13 protein-coding genes are annotated in these 20,066 nt (G+C 69.0%); 7 read left to right on the top strand and 6 right to left on the bottom strand.

All coding sequences use genetic code 11. The annotated features are described in order from the left end of the window. Nucleotides 1-79: 79 nt before the first annotated feature. From DDE10_RS10970 to nagE, 3 genes are all read left to right on the top strand, one after another. Nucleotides 80-2,344 carry a beta-N-acetylhexosaminidase gene (locus tag DDE10_RS10970; protein ID WP_114953002.1) on the top strand — a complete coding sequence of 755 codons (2,265 nt, stop codon included), beginning with the start codon at nucleotides 80-82 and terminating at the stop codon, nucleotides 2,342-2,344. Then, the gene (gene ptsP / locus DDE10_RS10965; RefSeq protein ID WP_114952818.1) at nucleotides 2,341-4,836 is read left to right on the top strand and encodes a phosphoenolpyruvate--protein phosphotransferase; all 2,496 of its coding nucleotides are present in this window, start codon (nucleotides 2,341-2,343) and stop codon (nucleotides 4,834-4,836) included. Before DDE10_RS10970 ends, ptsP begins: the two co-directional genes overlap by 4 nt. A gap of 301 nt (nucleotides 4,837-5,137) precedes the next feature. After that, on the top strand, nucleotides 5,138-6,838 hold the full coding sequence (gene nagE / locus DDE10_RS10960) for an N-acetylglucosamine-specific PTS transporter subunit IIBC (protein ID WP_114952817.1): 1,701 nt from the start codon (nucleotides 5,138-5,140) through the stop codon (nucleotides 6,836-6,838). A 14-nt stretch (nucleotides 6,839-6,852) separates the two neighbouring features. Here the strand turns inward: nagE and DDE10_RS10955 are convergent, their stop codons facing one another. Continuing rightward, a complete protein-coding gene (locus tag DDE10_RS10955) occupies nucleotides 6,853-7,320 on the bottom strand; it encodes a TM2 domain-containing protein (protein ID WP_114952816.1) in 468 nt (155 codons plus the stop codon). Between the two features lie 203 nt (nucleotides 7,321-7,523). On the opposite strand from DDE10_RS10955, the gene DDE10_RS10950 reads away from it, so the two are divergent. Beyond that, nucleotides 7,524-8,618 (top strand): alpha/beta hydrolase family protein, encoded by a 1,095-nt coding sequence (locus tag DDE10_RS10950; RefSeq protein ID WP_114952815.1) that lies wholly within the window; start codon nucleotides 7,524-7,526, stop codon nucleotides 8,616-8,618. 10 nt (nucleotides 8,619-8,628) lie between these two features. Here the strand turns inward: DDE10_RS10950 and DDE10_RS10945 are convergent, their stop codons facing one another. The 3 genes from DDE10_RS10945 to DDE10_RS10935 form a co-directional block, all read right to left on the bottom strand. Then, a complete protein-coding gene (locus tag DDE10_RS10945) occupies nucleotides 8,629-9,018 on the bottom strand; it encodes a hypothetical protein (protein WP_114952814.1) in 390 nt (129 codons plus the stop codon). 101 nt (nucleotides 9,019-9,119) lie between these two features. After that, complete coding sequence (locus DDE10_RS10940; protein WP_114952813.1) at nucleotides 9,120-10,325, bottom strand: UxaA family hydrolase; 1,206 nt, start codon at nucleotides 10,323-10,325, stop codon at nucleotides 9,120-9,122. Next, entirely contained in the window at nucleotides 10,322-10,630 is a 309-nt protein-coding gene (locus DDE10_RS10935; RefSeq protein WP_114952812.1) for a UxaA family hydrolase, read from the bottom strand. Before DDE10_RS10935 ends, DDE10_RS10940 begins: the two co-directional genes overlap by 4 nt. Before the next feature lie 209 nt (nucleotides 10,631-10,839). Here DDE10_RS10935 and lldD point away from each other — a divergent pair, with 209 nt between their 5' ends. Then, the gene (gene lldD / locus DDE10_RS10930; RefSeq protein WP_114952811.1) at nucleotides 10,840-11,979 is read left to right on the top strand and encodes an FMN-dependent L-lactate dehydrogenase LldD; all 1,140 of its coding nucleotides are present in this window, start codon (nucleotides 10,840-10,842) and stop codon (nucleotides 11,977-11,979) included. 41 nt (nucleotides 11,980-12,020) lie between these two features. On the opposite strand, the gene DDE10_RS10925 is transcribed toward lldD, so the two are convergent. Then, a complete protein-coding gene (locus DDE10_RS10925) occupies nucleotides 12,021-13,655 on the bottom strand; it encodes a sodium/sugar symporter (RefSeq protein ID WP_114952810.1) in 1,635 nt (544 codons plus the stop codon). A 202-nt stretch (nucleotides 13,656-13,857) separates the two neighbouring features. On the opposite strand from DDE10_RS10925, the gene DDE10_RS10920 reads away from it, so the two are divergent. After that, the gene (locus DDE10_RS10920) at nucleotides 13,858-15,495 is read left to right on the top strand and encodes a DUF5597 domain-containing protein (RefSeq protein WP_284734589.1); all 1,638 of its coding nucleotides are present in this window, start codon (nucleotides 13,858-13,860) and stop codon (nucleotides 15,493-15,495) included. 31 nt (nucleotides 15,496-15,526) lie between these two features. Further along, on the top strand, nucleotides 15,527-18,400 hold the full coding sequence (locus DDE10_RS10915) for a glycoside hydrolase family 31 protein (RefSeq protein WP_284734588.1): 2,874 nt from the start codon (nucleotides 15,527-15,529) through the stop codon (nucleotides 18,398-18,400). A 16-nt stretch (nucleotides 18,401-18,416) separates the two neighbouring features. On the opposite strand, the gene DDE10_RS10910 is transcribed toward DDE10_RS10915, so the two are convergent. Further along, nucleotides 18,417-20,027: an alpha-L-fucosidase gene (locus DDE10_RS10910; protein ID WP_114952808.1), complete on the bottom strand. Its 1,611-nt coding sequence runs from the start codon at nucleotides 20,025-20,027 to the stop codon at nucleotides 18,417-18,419. Nucleotides 20,028-20,066: the final 39 nt, after the last annotated feature.

The following is a 20,066-nucleotide window of genomic DNA, read 5'->3' as shown; positions in this document are numbered from 1 at the left end:
AACACCCCCACCCTACCCTCCCCCTCGAGGGGGAGGGAAATAAGGGGAGGGCGGTACGAACCATTGGAGGATGTCGCTCTTGATCCGAGCCCTGCTTGCTCCAATTCTGCTGATGCTGGCGACTAGTCCGGCCGCGGCCGCGACGCCGCCGCATGCCCTCCCTCTGCTTCCCCAGCCCCGCTCCGCCGTTCCGCTCGATGGCCGCTTTGCCGTCACCGCCGACACGATCATCGTCGCCGAGGGCGAAGGCGCCCGCGCCGCCGCCGAGCGGTTCGCCGCCCTCCTCGCCCGCACCGCCGGGATTCGACTTCGCCTCGCCGACCGGCCCGTTTCCGGTGCGATCGTCTTCCGCCGCGCCCCCGGCTTCTCCGCCGAGGCCTACCGGCTGGAAGTCGCACCCGGCGGGGCGACCGTCACCGCCTCCGATCTTTCCGGGCTGCTCTATGGCGGCGTCTCGCTCTGGCAGCTGCTCACGCCCGGCGAAAGCGACGGCCGTCTCACGGCTCCCGCCGTCCGCATCGACGATGCCCCGCGCTTCGCCTGGCGGGGGCTGATGCTCGACAGCGCCCGCCACTTCCAGTCGCCGGAATTCGTCATGCGGCTCATTGACTGGATGGCGGTCCACAAGCTGAACCGCCTGCACTGGCACCTGACCGACGATCAGGGCTGGCGGCTGGAGATACGCCGCTACCCGCGGCTGACCGAGATCGGCGCCTGGCGCGTTCCCGCCGGCGCCTTGGGTGCTCCGCCGCTGCCGCGCATCGGCGGCTTCTACACGCAGGACCAGGTCCGCGCGATCGTCGCTCATGCCCGCGCGCGCGGGATCGAGATCGTCCCCGAGATCGAGATGCCCGGCCATGCTTTGTCCGCGATCCGTGCCTATCCCGAGCTCGGCACCGGCATGCCGCTCGATCCGGGCGCGGAATCCGATTGGGGCGTGTTCCCCTGGCTCTACAATGTCGAGGAACCGACCTTCGCCTTCCTCGAGAACGTCCTCGACGAGGTGCTCGAGCTCTTCCCCGGCACCTTCATCCATGTCGGCGGCGACGAGGCGGTGAAGGACCAGTGGCGGGCCTCTCCCGCGGTCCAGGCGCGGATGCGCGCACTCGGCGTCGCCGACGAGGCGGCGCTCCAGGGATGGTTCGTCGCCCGCATCGGCCGCTTTCTCGAGGCGCGTGGCCGCCGGCTGATCGGCTGGGACGAGATATTGGAGGGCGGCGTGCCGCAGGGCGCCGCGATCATGTCGTGGCGCGGCATCGACGGCGCCGTCCACGCCGCCCAGAGCGGCCACGATGCCGTGCTCTCGCCCGCGCCCATCCTCTATTTCGACAACCGCCAGGGCGGCACTTCGGCCGAGCCGCCGGGCCGCGGCCGGCTCGTCGATCTGGCGGAGGTCTATGCCTTCGATCCCGCGCCGGCTTCGCTGACGCCGGACCAGCAGCGCCACATACTGGGCCTTCAGGGCAATCTCTGGACCGAGCATGTCCGAACCGAGGAGCGAGCTGCCCACATGCTCTTTCCGCGCGCCGCCGCCATTGCCGAACGCGGTTGGTCAGCCGCGGAGACGCGTGAGTTTGCCGGGTTCGTCGATCGCCTGCTGCCCCAGCTCGACCGGCTGGACCCGCTCGGGCTGCGCCCCGCCGACAGCGCTTTCCGCGTACGGGCGGACCTCCGCGCGGAAGGCGGGACGGTGATCGCCACCCTCTCCAACCAGATCGCCAGCGAGCTGCGTTACACGCTCGACGGCAGCGATCCCGGCGCCGGCTCCGCCATCTATTCGGGGCCGATCCGGCTTCAACGTTCCGCGCGCCTGCGCGCGGTCGCTTTGCGCGGGGGTCGCCTCCTGTCCGGCGCACTCGACCTCGCCGTCGACCGCCTCGCCGCGCTTCGCCGCGACGACACGCAGCTGAAACTGTGCAGCGAGAATATCGCTCTGGCGCTGGAGGACGACTGGCCGGCGCAAGGCGATCGCGCGGTGTTCCTCACCGACGTGATGAATCCCTGCTGGATCTACGAGGATGCGCCGCTCGACGGCGTCTCGGCGATCGAGATCGACGTCGGTCAGCTCCCCTTCAACTTCCAGATCGGGCGGGACGTCGAGCGGATCCGATTCCGCGAGCCGGCGACCCAGGCGGGCGAGTTCGAGGTTCGTCTTGGCGGCTGCGAAGGTGAACGCATGGCCGTCCTGCCGCTCGCGCCGGCAGCGGACCATCCAGGGGTCACCCGCCTGCGCGCGCCGCTGCCGCCGCGGACCGGCCGCAGCGACCTGTGCATCACCTACACGGCGCGCGGCGTCGAGCCGCTCTGGGCCGTCGACATGATCCAGCTGGTGCCGGCCGAATGACGGTTATTCGCCTCCTGTCGCCGATGGCCGGCTGGCTCTCCGCGCTCGACGAGGTTCCCGATCCGGTCTTTGCCCAAAGGATGATGGGCGACGGCTTCGCCATCGATCCGCTCGACGGCCTCGTCCGTTCGCCCTGCGACGCCGAGGTGATCTCCATCCCCGCCAGTGCCCATGCGGTGACCCTGGCCCTCTCCAACGGCGCGCAGCTGCTCATCCATGTCGGGCTCGACACCGTCGCCCTGGCCGGCGCCGGCTTCACCACGCACGTGGCGCCGGGGGCGAGGGTGAAGGCCGGGGATCCGCTGATCAGCTTCGACATGGACGCGGTGGCGGCGCAGGCGAAGAGCCTGGTCACGCCGGTGGTGGTCATCGGCGAGGGGTTTGCCCTCAGCGTCAGTACTGGCCGGCAGGTCGCCGCGGGCGAGACGGTCGCCGAGTTGAGCGCCGGCACGAAGGCCGTTGCCGAAGCCGTCCGAGCGGGAGGAGAGGCGGCGTGCAGCCGGACGAGCGTAACCCGCCAGGCGATCGTCGCGGCGGCGCACGGCGTCCACGCCCGCCCGGCTGCCCGCATCGCCGCTGCGGCCAAGCGCCACGATGCCGCGATCCGGCTCGAGGTCGCGAGCGGCAGCGCCAGCGCGCGCAGCCCCGTCGCACTGATGGCGCTCGGCCTCGCTCACGGCGACAGCGTCGCCATCCACGCCGAAGGCGCCGATGCCGAGGCCGCGGTCGCCGCGGTCGCCGCGATCGTCGAGGCCGAGGAAATGGCGACATCCGTTCAGGTGAGGCCGGCCGCCGCGCCATCTTCCGGTTCGGATCCCCTCCGCCTCGCCGGCGTCTGCGCCGCGCCGGGACTGGCGATCGGCTCCGCTTTCTCTCTCCGGCGCGCTGCCATCGACGTTCCTGAGCAGGGGCGGGGTGCCGAGACCGAGCGCGCCGCCCTCGATGCCGCGCTGCGCGCGGTCGCCGGCCGCCTGCTTGCCCTCGGCCAGGACATTGCGGAGGCGCATCTCGCGCTGCTCGAGGACGAACAGCTGCTCGCCGGCGCCGAGGCGGCCATCGCCAGCGGCCGCGGCGCCGGCTTCGCCTGGCGCGCGGCCGTGCGGGCGAGCGAGGCCGCGCTCAGCGCAACCGGCAACGCGCTGCTGATCGAGCGGATCGACGATCTGCGCGATGTCGAGCATCAGGTCCTGGCGGCGCTGGCCGGCGCGAGCGAAACACGGGCGCCCCACCTGCCCGAAGGCGCCATCCTCCTCGCCGACCTTATCCTGCCCAGCCAGATGATGGCGCTCGATCTCACCCGCCTCGGCGCCGTCTGCACGGCCGGCGGCGGGCCGACCTCGCACGCCGCCTTGCTCGCGGCGGCCGCCGGCGTGCCGATGGTGGTGGCGCTCGGGGAGCGGCTGGCGGCGATCGCGGAAGGGACGATGCTGGTCGTCGACGCCGATGTCGGCAGCGTCGAGATCGCGTCCGATCCGGCGCGTCTCGCCCGGGCCACGGCGCGGCTCGACCGCTGGCGCACCCGGCGGGCGGCCGAGGCGGCGGCGGCCGGCGAGGAGGGCCGCCTCGCCGACGGCACTCGGATCGAGATCTTCGCCAATCTGGCTTCGGCCGCGGAAGCTCGCCTCGCCGTGGCGGCCGGCGCCGAAGGCTGCGGCCTGCTGCGCACCGAATTCCTGTTCCACGATCGGACCGCACCGCCGGACGAGGCGGAGCAGGCCGAGGTCTATCGCGACGTCGCCCGCGCCCTCGGCGGCCGGCCGCTCATCATCCGCACCCTCGACATCGGCGCCGACAAGCCCGCGTCCTGGCTCGCCCTCCCGGCCGAGGAGAATCCCGCACTCGGCGTTCGCGGCGTCCGGCTGAGCCTCATGCGGCCGGACCTGCTGGCGGCGCAGCTGCGCGCCATCCTTGCCGCGTCCGGCTCCGGCGATCTCAGGATCATGGTGCCGATGGTCGTCGATGCCGACGAGCTGCGCGCCGTCCGCAAATTGCTGGCGGACGCCGCGGCCGCGACAGGTGAGGCGCCGCTGCCGCTCGGCGTCATGATCGAGACCCCGGCCGCCGCCCTGCTTGCCGACGGCCTCGCCGCCGAGGCGGACTTCCTTTCGGTCGGCACCAACGATCTCAGCCAATATGCGCTCGCCGCCGACCGCGACAATCCGGCGACGGCCGCACGGATCGACGCCCTCCATCCCGCCGTCCTGCGCCTGATCGCGCTGGCCGGCGAGGCGGCGCAGCGCCGTGGCAAGTGGCTCGGCATCTGCGGCGGCGTCGCCTCCGATCCGCTCGCTGCCGCCATCCTCATCGGCCTCGGCGCCAACGAGCTTTCCGCGACCCCCGCCGCCATCCCGGCGCTCAAGGCCGCCATCCGGCCGCTGAAACTCGACGCCTGCCGCACTCTCGCGGCGGAGGCGCTTCGCCAGGAAAGCGCCGCCGCCGTCCGTGGCCTCGTGGCCGGCGCTGTAGAGCCTGCGATGAAGGGGGCAGCGTGATGCCCGAAGTCGTTGTCCCGCTCGAACGTCGAACGTTCTCACGCAAAGACGCAAAGACGCAAAGGGTGCGGTGTTTCCATCCGCGTCATGCCAGCGAAAGCTGTAATCTCCCTGCGCCTTTGGAAGGGAAGGGAGATCCTGGCTTCCGCCAGGATGACGGGTGGCGGGCCGAGATAGCTTCGCGTCTTCGCGGCTTAGCGTGCAAGAATACAGCAGCTCGAGCGAGGCGCGGCGCGACGGTGTCTCGCTCGGCTCGGCCCTGCGCTCCCCATCTGCACTCGCGACGGAAGGAGCCCGCCTGATGCGCCTCGCCCTCGATCGCCTCCAGCCGCTCGGCCGCGCGTTGATGCTGCCGATCGCCGTGCTTCCGGTCGCCGGCCTGCTGCTGCGCCTTGGCCAGCCCGATCTGCTCGACATTGCCTTCGTCGCCGCCGCAGGCAGCGCCATCTTTGCCAATCTCGGCCTGCTCTTCGCGATCGGCGTTGCCGTCGGTCTGGCGCGGGAGAATCATGGCGCCGCCGGCCTCGCCGGCGCAGTCGCCTATCTCGTCACGGTGGAAGGGGCGAAGACGCTCATGGCGGTCCCGCCGGAGGCGACCGCTGCATTCGCCGATCAGGCGGCGCGTGACCTCGCCGCCGCCGCGTGGAAGGCGCGCGAGATCGCCAAGCTCAATGTCCCCGCCGGCATCCTCGCCGGGCTTGTCGCCGGCCAACTCTACAACGCTTACGCGAACATCCGCCTGCCCGAATATCTCGCCTTCTTCGGCGGCCGGCGTTTCGTGCCGATCGCCGCCGGCCTCGCCGGCATCGTCGGCGCCCTCCTGTTCGGCCTCGGCTTTCCCTGGCTCGAGCAGGGCATCGATGGGATCAGCCGTGCCGTCGTCGCCTCGGGTCCGTTCGGCCTGTTCGTCTACGGCCTTCTCAACCGACTGCTGATCGTCACCGGCCTCCATCATATCCTCAACAACGTGGCCTGGTTCATCCTTGGCGATTTCAATGGCGCGACCGGCGATCTGCAGCGCTTCTTCGCCGGCGATCCGGCGGCCGGCGGCTTCATGGCGGGTTTCTTTCCGGTGATGATGTTCGGCCTCCCCGCCGCCTGCCTTGCCATGTATCGCGCCGCGCCGCCCGAGCGCAGGGCGAGCGTCGGCGGCATGCTGTTCTCGCTCGCCTTGACCTCCTTCCTCACCGGCGTGACCGAGCCGATCGAGTTCACCTTCATGTTCCTGGCTCCGGTCCTCTATCTGGTCCATGCGGCCCTCACCGGGGTGTCGATGGTGCTGATGGATGCGCTCGGGGTGCGCCTCGGCTTCAGTTTCTCCGCCGGCCTGTTCGACTATCTGATCAACTTCCCCGCCTCGACGCGGCCGTTGCTCCTCCTGCCGGTCGGCCTGCTCTATTTCGCGGTCTATTATTACGCCTTCCGCTTCTGCATCGCCCGCTTCGACCTCAAGACACCCGGCCGTGATGCCGCTGGCGGCAAAGCGGCGCCGGTCGCCGCCCTCGATCTGCCGGAGCGCGCCGCAGCCCTGGTCGCCGCCTTGGGCGGGGTGGCCAATCTGCGCAGCGTCGACGCCTGCACCACCCGCCTCCGTCTCGAGCTCGGCGACCCGGCTCTCGTCGACGAGCCCCGGCTCAAGGCGTTGGGGGCACGTGGTCTCGTCCGGCCCGGTGGAAACGCGGTCCAGGTCGTGCTCGGCCCGGAGGCCGACCAGGTCGCGGGCGATATACGCGCCGTCCTGGCCGCCGGTCCCGCCGCGGCGGAGCCATCCGCCGAACTGGTCGAGGCGCTCGGCGGCGGCGCGAATCTCCTTGGCGTCGAGGCGCTCTCGACGAGGCTGTGCCTCACCCTCGCGTCGGCCGAAGGGGTGGATCGGAAGCGCCTCGCGCCGCTCGCGCCCCGCGGCTTCGCCTTCGCCTCGCCGCTCAGCCTTCACCTCCTCACCGGCCCCGGCGCGGAAAGCTGGGCGGAGAGCTTGCGCCGCCGCCTCGCCGCGAGCTGAATGGCCTTCAGCGGTCAGTCGTGGCCGCGCCCGTAGCGCCGCTCGAACTCCCGGTCCGACATGATCAGGTATCGGATCATGTCGACGAAGGCCCAGGGGATGGAGAGGAGCAGGCCGAACACCGTGCAGGTGAGGATCAGCATCAGCACGCCCGTTCCGATCCGGCCCAGATAGAAGCGATGGATGCCGAGCGGCCCGAGCAGGAAGGCGATCACCGCGGCCACATATTTGTTGCGGTCACCCTGCGCCGGTGCGAGCGCGGCCGCGGCCGCGGCCGCGGGCACTGGCGCTGGCGTCGCGCCCGGAACCGGGAAAAGGCTCAGCGCCCGATTCTCCTCGGCCTCGAAATCGACGACCATGCCGATCGCCGGCTCGCCGCGATGCGCCCAGTCGGCCGGGCGGAAGCGATAGCGGCGGCCATCGTTCCCGGCGACGATGCCGTCGCCCGTCCGCGTGTCGACGCCCAAAACCTGTCCGCGCATCCGTCCTCGCCCCTGTGTGCGCTATCATGGCGCGCGAGGCGGCATTTGCAATGACGTCCAAGCGGTCGAGAGAAGCCGTTCGCCGCGCCTCCTGACGCGCAGTGCCTTGCGCCCAGCGGCCGCTTCCCTTGCCGGCCCGCTTAGGTCATTCTCGTACCGGCGACCGCGCGTCGCCGCGCTGCCGATGGTCGGGGGATGGCGCCATGAACAGGATCCTGCTGTGTGCGGTGCTGGCCTGGGCCTTGCTCGTCGGCTCGGGAAGCGCCGCGCGCGCGGCGCAAACCGACAGTGCGGCGGCGATGGACACGCAGAGGTTCGAGTTCGTCTCCGGCGGAAAGCGACTGGTCGGGTTCATCGATCTTCCAGCGGGCCGGCCGGCACGGGCGATGGTCGTCATCGTTCATGGCTATGGCGCCACCGACGTGGCGGGACGCACATCCTATCACGATCTTCGCAGCCTCTTCACGCGTCTCGGGATCGCGACCGTGGTCTGGGACAAGCCGGGTTGTGGCGACAGCGAGGGTGAGTTCGACATCAATCAGCCGGTCGAGAGCAGCGCCGAGGAGGTGATCGACGCCGCCCGGCAGCTGCGGGATAGCCGGCTGCCCGGCGCCGAACGGATCGGCCTCTGGGGGATCAGCCGTGCGGGCTGGATCGCGCCGCTGGCGATCACCCGCGATCCGGGCATCGCCTTCTGGATCTCGGTAAGCGGCACGGACGCTCTCGAGAACTTCCCCTATTTGCTGGAATCGAACCTTCCGATCGAAGGCCGAAGCGCGGGGGAGACCGAGAGACTGGTCGACGAGTGGCGCCGCGGCTTCGAGATCACCAGTCGCGGCGGCACCTTCGAAGACTATATGGCGGCGACGGAGAACCTGCGAAACGACCCCTTCATGGCGCTCTTTGGAGGCGGTGCCGCCGTCGACGAGAGCGCCTTCACGATAGAGCAGCGTCGCTTCTCCAGCGGCGCGTTCACGGTCGATCCGGGCACTGGTCTGATGGTCTATGTGCCAGCTTTCGCCGAGAGGCTCTCCCGGGTGAACGTGCCCGTGCTGGCCCTGTTCGGCGAGAAGGATCGCAACGTGAACTGGCGCAGCACCGCGGCGCTCTACGCTAGGACGATCGGTCGCAATCCGAGAGCGAGGCTGACGATCCGGACGTTCCCGGATGGAAACCACAACCTCCACCGGGCTGAAACGGGCGGGCTGCGCGAGATGCTGACGATGGCCGGGCACCAGCCGGCCGAAGGCTATCACGAGGCGATGACGGATTGGCTGCGCGAGACAGTGCTGAACTGAGGGAGACGGCCTACCGCCGCCGCACCGCCAGCGAAGCGTCGTCGATGGTCAGGTTGAGCATATCGGGATCGCTGTCGCGCTGGATCAGGAAGACGTAGTCGCCGTCCGCCTGGACGATCGCGCTCATCGCCTGCTCGATGCGGATGCGGACGGTGGGGATGCGCCGGTAATCGCTGCTCACCTCGACCTGGTTCGGCCCGACCCGCGTGACGGTGATCGTCACCCCTTCTCGAGAGCTGCCGCGGGCGTCGGAGATGACGTCGCCATGATAGGTGCCCTCGACCTGCGCCGCGAGATCATTGGGGCGTTCGGAAGTGCGCTGAGCCAGAGCGGGCGCCCAGTGCGCTGTCGAGGCGGCGGCGAGGAGCAGGAGCGAAAGAGCACGGACGAGCGGGGCCATGGCGAGTCTCCCTTGGACGAGCCCATCTTATCATCCCCTGCGGCCGCTCCAAGCGGCGCTTCGCTGTCCGACGGACTTTGCGGCCGCGAACGTTCGCTCGCTCAGGCGGCCGTCCGTGCGGAGAGCGGCAGGCAATCGGGGCCGATCGGATCGAACGCCTTGTAGGTCAGGATGAATTCCTGATGGCCGAGTTCCTCTGAAACGGTGCGCCGTCCCGCCGCGATCTCGAGCACGCGGCGGTAGATCTCGTCGCCGACCTCCTCGAGCGTCGCTTCGCCTTCGAGGATGCGGCCGGCATTGACGTCCATATCGTCCTTGAGGCGGCGGGCCGTCTCCGGGTTGGCGCAGATCTTGATCACCGGCGCGATCGCCGATCCGACCACCGATCCGCGGCCGGTCGTGAACAAGGTGAGATGGGCGCCGCAGGCGATCAGCTCGACGATCTCGGCATTGTCGGAGATGTTGGGAAAGCCGAAGCGAGGCTCGCCGTCGGGGACGACGTCGAGCAGATAGAGACCGCCTTGCGGCGGCAGGTCGCCGGGCTTGACGATGCCGCTGATCGGCGAGGCCCCCGACTTGGAATAGGCGCCCATCGATTTCTCCTCGAGCGTCGTCAGGCCGCCCTCGGCATTGCCCGGCGCGAAGCTGCCGAAGCCCATCACCCGGTAGTAGTTCTCGGCCTTCTCGACGCAGGCGACGATCTCGCGAGCCAGCTCGGGCGTCACCGCCCGGTCCGCCATCACGCCCTCGCAGCCGACCAGCTCGCCCGTCTCCTCGAACAGGCAGGTCGCCCCTTCCGCGACCAGGCGGTCGAAAGCGCGCCCCACGGCGGGATTGGCGGTGATACCGCTGGTCCCATCCGATCCGCCGCAGATCGTGCCGACGATCAGTTCGTCGATCCCCATCTCCACGCGCGGCGCCTCGGCGGCGGCGCGGACCCGTTCGACAGCGGCGACCCCCGCGTCGATCGTCGCGCGGGTGCCGCCTTCCTGCTGGATGACGAGCAGTTCGGCCGGACGGCCGCTCGCCAGGACTGCTTCCCTCAGCCCCTCGCGATCGAAGCTCTCGCAGCCCAGGGACACGATCACCATCCCGCCGACATTGGGGTGGGTCGCGATCGCGCGCATGATCTTCGCGGCATAGGCATTGGGAAAGCAGCCCGGAAAGCCGATCAGCTGGACGTCCGGATGATCGACCTTGTCGACGATACGCCGCGCCACATGATGCGCGCACTCGACCAGATAGGCGACCGCGACGACGTTGCGGATGCCCTTGCGGCCGTCGGCGCGGAGATAGGCTTCAATCATGCGGTGCTGCTTTGGCTGGCGGTCTTGCGATCATGAGTCGGGATATAGTCGCTCTTCATGTTATGCATATGGATCCATGCGCCTTTCGCAGCCGCCGCCTTCATCGATCCGATCGGCGCGCCGTATTTCAGCACCTTCTCGCCGTCGGCGAGGTCCACGCGGGCGACCTTGTGGCCGACGGCGACATCCTCGGGCGCGGCCACCACCGCGCCATCGATCGGCAGCGCCTCGCCGGCCGCGATCGGCGCGGTACAGACCAGCACATTGTCGCGCGGGTCGAGCAGGATCAGCTTGGGCCCGCTCATGGTAGCGACCGGACCGTCAGCTTGTCTGGCGCTGGGATAGACTGGTCCATGCGGGGACATCCTCGTTGGCTTGGTTCGCGTCCGATAGGCGCTCCCGGCAAATTGCAGCGGCGGACGCTCGAGGGGAAGCCCAAGATGGCCCGACCTTAGCTCCGTCTCGACGGCACCGGCGGTTTGTCCGATAGTCGCCCGCGGACCGGGAGGGACGGATGACGGCGGCATCGGGCAACGATTATCGGCGTCTCGCCAAGGCGCGGCTGCCGCATTTCCTGTTCGAATATATAGACGGCGGTTCCTATGACGAGGTGACCTTGCACCGCAACGTCGCCGATCTCCAGGCGGTAGCGCTGCGCCAGCGGGTCCTTCGCGACGTCACCCGCATCGATCTTTCGACCCGTCTGTTCGGCCAGGACTGGGCGATGCCGGTGGCGTTGGCGCCGGTGGGGCTGGCCGGTCTCAACGCACGGCGCGGCGAGGTCCAGGCGGCGCGCGCCGCGGCGGCGGCGGGCGTGCCGTTCACGCTGTCTACCGTCTCGGCCTGCCCGATCGAGGAGGTCGCCGCCGGCTGCGGCTCCCCCTTCTGGTTCCAGCTCTACATGGTTCGCGACCGGGTCTTCCTCGCCGACATGCTGGCCAAGGCGAAGACCGCCGGCTGCGCCGCTTTGGTCTTCACCGTCGACCTTCCGGTACCCGGCTCGCGCTACCGCGACGTCCATTCGGGCCTCGCCGGTGCGCCGGGCCTGCGCGGCAAGCTGCGCCGGCTGGGCCAGGTGCTGGCGCGCCCGCGCTGGGCCTGGGATGTCGGGCTCCACGGCCGCCCCCACAATCTGGGCAATATCGCGCCTCTGCTCGGTCCGAGGAGCGGGCTCGAGGACTTCCTCGGCTGGATGAGCGGCAATTTCGATTCGAGCGTCACCTGGAGGGACCTCGACTGGATCCGCGCCCATTGGGACGGCCCGCTGATCATCAAGGGCATTCTCGATCCCGACGATGCCCGGGAGGCGGCCGCGGTCGGCGCCGACGGCATCGTCGTCTCCAACCATGGCGGGCGGCAGCTGGACGGCGTCCTTTCCACCGCCCGCGCGCTTCCGCCGATCGCCGAGGCGGTCGGGGACCGGCTGACGATTCTCGCCGACGGCGGCGTCCGCTCCGGCCTCGACGTGGTCCGGATGATGGCGCTGGGTGCGAAGGGCGTCCTGATCGGCCGCGCCTGGGCCTATGCCCTCGCCGGTCGCGGCGAAGTGGGGGTCGGCCATTTGCTCAGGCTGATCCGGGCCGAGATGAAGGTCGCGATGACGCTCACCGGTTGCGTCACGGTCGGGGACATCGGGTCCGACGTCATTGCCTAGAAGCTCTGGTTCCGGACATCGCCGTTCAGGCCGCTCCAGGCTCACCACCAGGCGGCATAGAGCGCGATCAGGATCAGGATCACGCCCAGCCCGGCCATGTTGAAGCCGGCGCCCGTTCGATAGTCGACATCGGCGGTGACGATGCGGTTGCGCGCGGCTGCCGCCGGAAAGACGAATGACAGCGCCACCGCGAGCGCCAGCGAAGCGAGGAACACCAGGCCCATCCGGTCCATGAACGGCAGGTCCGGCCAGAATTTCCAGAAGAGCAGCGACAGCAGGCCCGAGGCGATGGCCGCCGCGATCGCGCCGGCCTCGCTCGCTTGCTTCCAGAAGAGGCCGAGCAGGAAGATCACGACGATCCCGGGCGTGATGAACCCGGTGAATTCCTGGATATATTGGAAGCCCTGGTCGAAGCCGCCGAGCAGCGGCCGGGCGGTGAGGACCGCGATCGCCGTCGCCACCACCGCCGCGATCCGGCCGACCCGGACGAGCTCGCGCTCGCGCGCCGCCTGGGTGTGGCTCGCCCCCGGATCGATTTGCGGCGCGGCGACATCGCCTTCGGGCGCGGCGGCGCCGGGCGCGGCCCTGAAGCGGGCATAGAGATCGAGCGTGAAGATGGTCGCCACCGAATTGATCTTGGACGCGGTCGAGGCGACGATCGCCGCGCACAAGGCGGCGAAGACGAGGCCGAGTATGCCGGTCGGCAGCAGCCGCATCATCGACGGATAGGCCTCGTCCGGCCGCGCCAGGCCCGGTTCGATGAGCACCGCGGCGATACCCGGAAGGACGATGATCACCGGCATGAGCAGCTTCAGGTAAGCGGCGAAGACGACGCCCTTCTGCGCTTCCTTGAGGTCCTTCGCCGCCAGCGCCCGCTGGATGATATATTGGTTGAAGCCCCAATAGCTGAGATTGGCGATCCACATGCCGCCGATCAGCACCGACAGGCCGGGCAGGTCCTTGTAGAAGGGATTGTCGGGCGACAGGATCATGTCGAAATGTCCGGGCAGCTCGCTGGTCAGGCGGCCGAAGCCGGCGAGGATTCCCTGACCCTCGCCGAGACGGTCGAGGGTGAGACCGGTCACCATCAGCCCCCCGGCGACGAGCAGGGTGACCTGGACGATGTCGGTCAGCGCCACCGCCTTGAGCCCGCCGCGGAGCTGGTAGGCGAGCGCGAAGGCGCCGAGGCCGAACAGGGCGACATCCTGGTCGATGCCGGCGACGCGGGTGACGGCGATCGAACCCAGCCAGATGATCGAGGTCAGGTTCACGAAGACGTACAGAGCGAGCCAGAAGATCGCCATCAGGATCCGGATATTGCGGCCGTACCGCTCCGCCAGGAATTGCGGCATCGTGTAGATGCGGTTTCTGAGGAAGATCGGCAGGAAGAACTTGCCGACGATGAGCAGGGTCAGCGCCGACATCCATTCGTAGGAGGCGATGGCGAGGCCGATCTGGTAGCCCGAGCCGGACATGCCGACGATCTGCTCGGCGGATATGTTCGCCGCGATGAGCGAGGCGCCGATCGCCCACCAGGGCAGCGATCGCGATGCCAGGAAATAATCCTCGCTGTCCGTCTCCTCGCCTCGCCGGGTTCGCGACACATATTGCGCCAGCGCGAAGATCCCGATCGCATAGACGATGACGACCGCGGCATCGATCGCGTTCAAGGTCATGTCCGTCCCCCCTCCTCCGCGGCGGCGTCCGCTGCGACAGGCACAGTGACGGCGGACGGCGATGACGGCAATCCGCGGCATCGCCGGCGCCGTGAACGGGCAGATGTGCGCGACCGGCTTGACGGATGCGCCGTCGCCGTCACGATGGAGGTGCGGGATCGAGCGGGCGGAGCCGCCGGGCCGGACAGGGGAGGTTGAGCCGATGACGCGACGCGCCGGACCATTGCCGCGCCTGCTCGCCTTTCTGCTCCTCCTCGCCTGTCTTGCCGCTCCCGCCGCTGCCCAGGCGCCGCTGCCGCGGATCGTCAGTCAGGATGGGCGGCACATGCTCACCGTGGACGGCCGGCCTTTCCTGATGCTCGGCGCCCAGGTGAACAACAGCAGCAACTATCCCGTGATGCTGCCGATGGTCTGGCCGACGATCCGTGCGCTCCACGCCAACACCGTCGAGGTTCCGATCGCCTGGGAGCAGGTCGAGCCGGTGGAAGGGCGCTTCGATTTCTCCTTCCTCGACGAGTTGGTCCGACAGGCGCGCCGGAACGATGTCCGCCTGGTCCTGCTCTGGTTCGCGACCTGGAAGAATACCGGCCCCAGTTACGCGCCGGAATGGGTGAAGGCGGATACGCGCCGCTTCGCGCGCATGATCCGCCGCGACGGCCGAACGCATTATGTGCTGTCGCCCCACGGGCGCGAGACGCTGGCGGCCGACCGGCGCGCCTTCGTCCGGCTGATGGAGCATATCCGCGAGATCGATCCGCAGCACACGATCATCATGGTCCAGCCGCAGAACGAGGTCGGCAGCTACGGCAGCCCCCGCGATTTCTCGCCGGAGGCACAGCGCCTGTTCGAAGGACCGGTGCCCGCGGAGCTGGCGCGGGCGCTCGGACGCGGGGGCGGCACGTGGAGCCAGGTCTTCGGGCCCCGCGCCGACCAGGCGTTCAACGCCTGGCACACCGCCCGCTACATCGACGACATCGCGGCGGCGGGGCAGGCGGTGAAGGACCTGCCCATGTACTGCAACGCTTCGCTCAGCGATCCCTTCACCGAGGAAGGCGCCGAAAACACCGCCAGCGGCGGCCCCAACTGGAACGTCATCGCGATATGGAAGGCGGCGGCGCCGCACGTCGATTTCGTCGCGCCCGACATCTATAACCGAAGCCACCCGGCCTATATCCGCTATCTCGATCTCTACGCCCGGCCCGACAATCCTTTGATGGTGCCGGAAACCGGCAATGCCGCCGAATATGCGCGTTTCCTCTGGGCGGCGCTCGGCCGCGGCGCGATCGGCTTCGCCCCGTTCGGCATGGATGCCACCGGCTATTCCAACTATCCGCTCGGCGCAGAGCGGCTCGACGCCGAGACGATGGAGGCCTTTGCCGGCCCTTATCGGCTGCTCGCCCCGATCGCCTCCGACTGGGCGCGCATCGCCTTCGAGCATCCGACCTGGGGCGTCGCCAAGGGGCCCGACGGCGCCGACCAGTCGATGGTGATGGGACGCTGGCAGGTCACCGCCCAGTTCGGCCTTTGGCAGTTCGGCGAGCGCGACTGGACCTGGATCGAGACCCGGCCGCACCCGACTGTCGATCGGCCGGTCGGCGGCGCCGTCCTTGCCCAGCTCGGGCCGGACGAATTCCTGCTCGCAGGCACGGCGCTTCGCTTGCGCTTCGCCTTGGCCGCGCCGGCCGAAGGCGAGAACGTCCAGTGGCTGAGTGTCGAGGAAGGGACGTTCGACAATGGCCGCTGGACGATGCGCCGCCGCTGGAATGGCGATCAGACCGATTACGGCCTGAACCTGACCGAGCCGGTCCTGCTCAGGGTCCGGCTCGGCAGCTATCGATGATCCGGCCGCAACCGAGACGAGGAGAGCCGACTTGACGATCCGCCGCACCACCTTCCGCCTGTGCGTCGCCGCCTCGATGGCGGGCGCCGGCAGCCAGGCGCTGGCCGAGGGGAGCTACCGCCGCATCGACACCGGCATCCTCGTCACCCCCGACCGGGGCCCCGAGCGGAGGGTGCGGCTTCAGGTCTATGGCGACGGCATCATCCGGGTCACCGCTGTCCCGACGGCCGATATCGACATTCCCGCCAGCCTGATGGTGACGGCCGAGCCGCAGGCCGGGGGTTTCGGCGTCTCGGAAGAGGAAGGGCGGGTCGTCCTCACCACCGCTCGCGCCTCGGCCGAGGTCGATCTCGCCGACGGCGCGGTCCGCTTCCGCGATGCGGCCGGCAATATCGTGCTCGCCGAGACCGCGCCCGCCGCCTTCGCGCCGGCCACGGCCGAGGGACGATCCTTCCTGTCCGTCCGCCAGCAGTTCAACCGAGGGACCGACGAGGGGCTGTACGGTCTCGGCCAGCACCAGAATGCGCAGATGAATTACAATGGCGAGGACGTGGAGCTCGCCCAGCACAATATGGACATCGCCGTCCCGTTCATTGTCTCGACGCGCAATTACGGGCTGCTCTGGGACAATAATTCCATCACCCGCTTCGGCGATCCGCGGCCTTACGCCTTCGTCGGCGAGCGGCTGCGGGTCACCGGCGCCGGCGGGCAACCGGGCTTCACCGCCTCTTACTATCTCGGCGATCGGCTGGCCCTGACGCGGCAGGAAGCAAGCATCGACTATCAATATATCGAGGACCAGGCGCGTTGGCCGGCCGAGGCGCGGGCCGAAACGGCCGCTGCCACCTCGGGCCAGAACACCGCCGGCAATGTCGTCCAGACGCAGCGGGTCGTCTGGAACGGGACGATCCATCCCGAGACGACCGGACGGCACAAGTTCCGGCTCTATTCGTCGAGCTACGTCAAGGTGTTCGTCGACGGTCGGCAGGTGCTTGAGCGGTGGCGCCAGAACTGGAACCCCTGGTACCACAATTTCGACCTCGACCTCGTCGCCGGGCGTCCGGCCGAGGTGCGGATCGAGTGGGAGCCCAATGCCGGCTATATCGCCCTGCTCCACAACGACCCGCTGCCCGACCCCGACCGTCACTCCATCTCCTTCGCCTCGGAGCTCGGTCACGGCCTGGACTATTACTTCATCGGCGCCGCCGACATGGACGGCGTCATTGCCGGCTATCGGCAGCTGACCGGCGAGGCGCCGATGATGCCGCGCTGGGCCTATGGCTTCTGGCAGAGTCGCCAGCGCTACGAGACGCAGGAGCAGCTGCTGGACGTGGTCCGCGAATATCGCCGCCGCGGACTGCCGCTCGACAATATCGTCCAGGACTGGTTCTACTGGCCCGAAAACGCCTGGGGCAGCCACGATTTCGATCCGGCCCGCTTCCCCGATCCGCAAGGCATGATCGACGAGGTCCACCGGCTGAACGCGCGGTTCATGATCTCGGTCTGGCCGAAATTCTACCCGACGACCGAAAATTATCGCGAGCTGCAGCGGGTCGGCGCCGTCTACGAGCGCAACGTCGAATCGGGTGACCGCGACTGGGTCGGCCCGGGCTATCTCAGCACCTTCTACGATCCCTATAATCGCCGCGGCCGCGAGATCTACTGGCGGCAGATCAGGGAGAATCTCGCCGATCTCGGGGTGGACGCCTGGTGGCTGGACGCGACCGAGCCGGACCTCCATTCCAACCTCTCGATCGAGCAGCGCGCGTACCGGATGGGGCCGACGGCGCTCGGCCCCGGCGCGGCCTTCTTCAACTCCTACCCGCTCGTCCACGCCGACGGCATGTACCGCAGCATGATCGAGTACCGCCCCGACGTCCGGCCCTTCATTCTCACCCGGTCGGGCTTCGGCGGCATCCAGCGCACCGCTTCCGCCTTGTGGTCGGGCGACGTCGCCTCGCGCTGGGACGATCTCAGGGACCAGATTTCGGCGGGCGTGAACCTCTCGATGTCGGGCATTCCCAACTGGACCCACGATATCGGCGGCTTCGCGCTCGAGGATCGCTTCACCCGGCAGGATCCCGCCCATGTCGAGGAATGGCGCGAGCTCAACCTGCGCTGGTTTCAGTTCGGCGCCTTCTCGCCGCTCTTCCGAAGCCATGGAGAGGCGCCGCGGCGCGAAATCTACGAGATCGCACCCGAGGGATCGGCCATGTACCGCTCGATGGAGTGGTATGATCGGCTCCGCTACCGGCTGATGCCTTATATCTACACGCTCGCCGGCGATGCCCATCATCGCGACGGGACGATCATGCGCGGGCTGGTGATGGATTTCCCCGCCGATCGCCGGACCTGGAACATCGACGACCAGTATCTGTTCGGACCCGCCTTCCTCGTCGCGCCGGTCACCGAGTTTCGGGCTCGACAGCGCGACGTCTACCTTCCTGCCGGCGCGCTCTGGTACGATTTCCACAGCGGTCGCTCGAGGCAGGGCGGGCAGACCATCCGCGCCGAAGCACCCTATGAGCATATGCCGCTCTTCGTGCGCGCTGGATCCATCGTGCCGATGGGGCCGGCGGTCCAGCATAGTGGCGAAGGGCTCGATGCGCCGATCACGCTGAGGGTCTATACCGGCGCCGACGGCAGCTTTTCCCTTTACGAGGATGACGGCACCAGTCGGCAGTATCACAACGGCGCCTGGTCGCGGATTCCGCTCCGATACGACGAGCGCACCGGCACGCTCACGCTCGGCCCGCGCGAGGGCGGCTTTCCCGGGATGATCGCCAGCCGCACCTTTCACATCGTCTGGATGCGGCCCGATGGCTCGCGCCCGCTCGAGTTCGACGCGCGGCCCGATGCCACCGTCCGCTACGATGGCCGCCAGCAGTCGGTGGCGCTGCGGTAGCGGCCGATCCCGTCCATCACACCAGGCCGCGGCCGAGGATCCGCACGCCCGGAACGAACGCTCCGTCGTCCGGCCGCGGCAATTTCAGGCGAAGGCCTGTCTCGTCACGGGTGAATTCCAGCGGGCCGCCACCAAGCAGCTCGACCCGCTCGACCACGGCTTCCGGCAGCCGCTCCCGACCGAGCGTCTCCACCACCGCCTCGCCCTCCGGCCATTCGAGGAAGAAGGCGTGGAGCGCGTCGCCGCGGGTCGTGAAGCGGATGTCGCGGCCGTTGAACGCCCCGGCCTGCCCCTCGCCTTGATGGCCTTCCGGCGTCCGGGTGGGTCCTTCGCCGAAGACCCGCCAGGGCCGCGTCTCGTAAATGGCTTCTCCATTGGCCGCGAACCAGCGCGTCAGGTCGTCGAGAATGGCGACCTCGTCGTCGTCGATCGACCCGTCGCCGCGCATCGGCACGCTGAGCAGCAGATTGCCGTTCTTCGAGACGGCATCGCACAGTCGCTGGATGACGTTCTTCGCGCTCCTGTAACCGCGGCGTTCGTAGAGCGGCCGGTCGTAATGCCAATTGCCGAGGCAGGTCGCCGTCTGCCAGGGCGGCTGTCGCACTTCCTCGAGGAAGCCCCGCTCGACATTCTCGACGATGCCGTAGCGCTGGTAGCTGGAGAGCCGGTTCGCCGTCAGCACGACGTCGATGTCGCCATGCCAGTCGTGGCTCCGGTTGTAATAATGCGCCACCGCTTCGAGACCCGCTTGTCCAAAGGGGAGGCGGTAATGGTCCAGATAGACCATGTCGGGCCGGTATCTGTCGACCAGGTCCATCTGGCGCGCGAGCCAATGGCGGACATAGGCAGGATTTCCCGGCGGCGCATGCTCGACCCACTGGCCGCTATGCGCGTCGTGCCACGCGCGCAGCGCCTCGGCCGACGTGATGCCCTCCGGCGGGGCCATGCTCGGACCGGTATAGAGCGCCTGTGGGTCGAGCCCGTCCCACCAGGTGCCGACGCCATCTTCGCGGCGCAACGCCCAGGCATCGTAGCGCCGCCCGCGCATCGGCCCTTCGGCATCATAGCCGTAAGCCGTCTGCCACCAGTGCCAGGCGTGGCCGCTATGGTTGCTGACGCCGAATCGCAGCCCCGCCTCGCGCGCGAGGCGCGCCCAGGTGCCGACGATGTCGCGCCGCGGCCCGACCCGGACGGAGTTCCAGGCATGATGGGCACTGTCGAAATTGTCGAAATTGTCGTGATGGTTGGCCATCGCCATGAAATAGCGGGCACCGGCCCGGCGAAAGCGGGCGATCAGCGCCTCCGGCTCCCAGTTCTCGGCTCGCCAACGCCCGATCAGCTCCATGAAGCCGACGCGGGACGGATGGCCGTAGGTGCGGACGTGATGCTCGTAATAGGGATTGCCCTGGATATACATCTGGCGGCCGTACCAGTCGCCTCGCTCGGGCACGCATTGCGGCCCCCAATGCGCCCAGATCCCGAACTTGGCGTCGCGGAACCAGTCGGGCACGCGATAGGCGGCGACGAAGGCCTGCCAATCGGCGGCGACCGCCGCCTGCGCCGAAGCACGCCCGGGCAGCAAGGCCGCGGCTCCGGTTCCGGCCAGCATCTGGCGGCGCGTCAGCATCCTCGTGTCTCCATCGATAGCGCGAGGAATGTGGCTGTT

The sequence above is a fragment of the Sphingosinicella terrae genome (genome assembly GCF_003347635.1).
GTDB lineage: Bacteria > Pseudomonadota > Alphaproteobacteria > Sphingomonadales > Sphingomonadaceae > Allosphingosinicella > Allosphingosinicella terrae.
The sequence above is the reverse complement of the archived record's forward strand: the minus strand, read 5'-3'. Positions and strand labels throughout refer to the sequence as shown.